The sequence below is a fragment of the Mesorhizobium delmotii genome (assembly GCF_900149755.1).
In the GTDB taxonomy this organism is placed as follows: Bacteria; Pseudomonadota; Alphaproteobacteria; order Rhizobiales; family Rhizobiaceae; genus Mesorhizobium; species Mesorhizobium delmotii.
On sequence record NZ_FUIG01000072.1, the window covers coordinates 1 to 2,352 of the forward strand.

Sequence of the window (2,352 nt, forward strand, 5' to 3'; positions counted from 1 at the left end):
GAGTGGCTTGTCTTTCCGCTCAGGTGTACCATCGGTACGCGACCACCAGTGTTGCAAGAGGGGATTTCACATGACGATCGGCAGGAGCGCAGCGTCGATACTTGCCGCGACCGCGATGATGCTGGTTGCACCGGCTATCAAGGCGGCTGACGTTGGGGTCGAGGCAGCCCCAGCGGAAGCCGCTATCCCAGGCAGGGAATGGACATTCAGCGTAGCACCCTATGTCTGGGGTGCGGGGCTTGCAGGCGACGTCGGTCTATTCGGGCGTGACCCGGTCGACATCGACATGAGTTTTGGCGACATCTTCGACAATTTGCGCTTCGGCGGCATGGTTGTCGGGGAAGCGCACAACGGAACCTGGGGTGTCGTGGTCGATGTAATCTACGTCAACATCGAGGATGAAGAGTCGGTTACGCGACCCATCGCGGGCGTCCCGGTCAGCCTCGCCGCTAGCGTCGAGACCAGCAGCCTGACTGCGACCATCATGGGCGAGTATCGCGCCGTCTCACAGCCGACGGCGACCGTGGACCTGATGGCCGGCGCCCGCATCTGGAGCGTCGACAACGACATTGAAGTCAGCCTGTCGGCCGGCGGCGCGCCGCTCGCAGCCTTCAGCGGCAGCGATGGAAGCACCTGGGTGGACCCAATCGTCGGGATCAAGGGACGCGTCGACATCAATCCATCCTGGTACATTACCGGATGGGGCATGGTTGGCGGCTTCGGCGCGGCTTCCGACGTTACATGGGACGTCTTCGGGGGCGTCGGTTATCAATGGAACGAGTGGCTGTCGTTGGTCGCCGGCTACCGTGCGCTGGGCGTAGACTACGAAAATGACGGCTTTGTCTATGATGTCGTCCAGCAAGGGCCGGTGCTCGGCGCTGTGATGAGGTTCTAGGATCGCCAGCGGCCACCAAAAGAGGAGTTGCTGCAATGAAGGTCTCTAGACGGGTTGTAGCCTTCGGTGGTCTTGGCCTGCTTACCGAAGCGGTACTAGGCACCATCACGCGAGTTGATGCGGCTAGTCAGGACCCGCTTCTGAGCGCCGCCGTCGATGCGTACATCTACGGCTATCCGCTCGCGATCATTGATATGACGCGCAGGCAACTCACCAACGTCGCGACCGTTGGGCCGACACGCGCACCAAGGGGGCAGTTGCGCCGACTACGCAGCTACCCGGCAGTCGATGACCGTTCTGTCCCCGCTCCTAATGCCGATACGCTGTACACCGATGCCTGGCTCGACGTTTGGAAGGAGCCGATGGTTTTGACGATGCCGGACATGGGCGACCGTTATTTCCAGATGCCGATGCTGAGCGGCTGGTCGGATGTGTTCCAATCTCCCGGAACGAGGACCACGGGCCAGAAGGCGCAGACCTATGCCATCACGGGTCCCGGATGGTCCGGTGAACTGCCCGCCGGGGTCACTGAATTGAAATCGCCAACCGGCATCATCTGGATTCTCGGCCGCATTTATTGCACCGGCACGCCGGAGGATTATGCGAAGGTCCACGCCTTGCAGGACCAAATTTCGTTAGTTTCGTTGAGCCAATACGGCAAGGCGTACACGCCCGCGCCGGCCAGCGTAGACCCTGGCATCGATACGGAGACACCGCCGCGCGAGCAAGTGAACGCGATGAGCGTCAACGACTACTTCCGCTACCTCGCGGAGCTGATGAAGACCAACCCGCCCTTGCCACAGGATGCTCCCATTCTCGCGCGAGTGGCCAGCATCGGGTTGACGCCTGGGCAGGACTTCGACCCGAGCAAACTAAGCGCACTGGACCAGGCGGCCGTCGACGCCGTTCCCAAATTGGCGCTACAGAAGATGCTTGAGCGTTTTGCGAACCTACCGACCCTCAACGGATGGATTGACTTCGGACCAAGTGTGGCCAGTTGGGGCACGGATTACGTGCTACGTGCTTTGTGCAACATGCTTGGGCCGGGCTGGAACCTTCCGGCCGATGCGGTCTACCCAACGTCCGAGAAAGGAACCGATGGCAAGGACTTTGACGGGAACCACAAATACGTCATTCATTTCGAGAAAGGTCAGATGCCGCCAGTCGAGGCCGACGGATTCTGGTCGCTGACCATGTACGACGGAGATAAATTCTTCGTCCCTAATGCGCTCAACCGCTACACCATCAGCCAGCGCGACAATCTTGTAGCGAACGCCGACGGTTCAGTGGATATCTATCTCCAGGCGGATTCGCCCGGCAAGGACAAAGAGGCAAATTGGCTGCCCGCGCCCAAAGCGAAATTCAGCGTCATGCTGCGCATGTACATACCTAAGGAGGGCCCCGTCTCTATCCTTGACGGCTCCTGGAAGCCGCCGGCGATCCAAGTCGCGCAGTAG

2 protein-coding genes are annotated in these 2,352 nt (G+C 60.4%); both read left to right on the forward strand.

What is annotated here, in order from left to right:
* Window positions 1-70: 70 nt before the first annotated feature.
* On the forward strand, window positions 71-895 hold the full coding sequence (locus BQ8482_RS33855; protein ID WP_123151528.1) for a hypothetical protein: 825 nt from the start codon (window positions 71-73) through the stop codon (window positions 893-895).
* Window positions 896-930: 35 nt separating this feature from the next.
* On the forward strand, window positions 931-2,352 hold the full coding sequence (locus tag BQ8482_RS33860; RefSeq protein WP_123151529.1) for a DUF1254 domain-containing protein: 1,422 nt from the start codon (window positions 931-933) through the stop codon (window positions 2,350-2,352).

What these genes read in the sequence shown, in the direction of transcription:
- BQ8482_RS33855 (WP_123151528.1), top strand. Translation starts at nt 71, where the DNA reads ATGACGATCGGCAGGAGCGCAGCGTCGATACTTGCCGCGACCGCGATG.
- BQ8482_RS33860 (WP_123151529.1), top strand. Translation starts at nt 931, where the DNA reads ATGAAGGTCTCTAGACGGGTTGTAGCCTTCGGTGGTCTTGGCCTGCTT.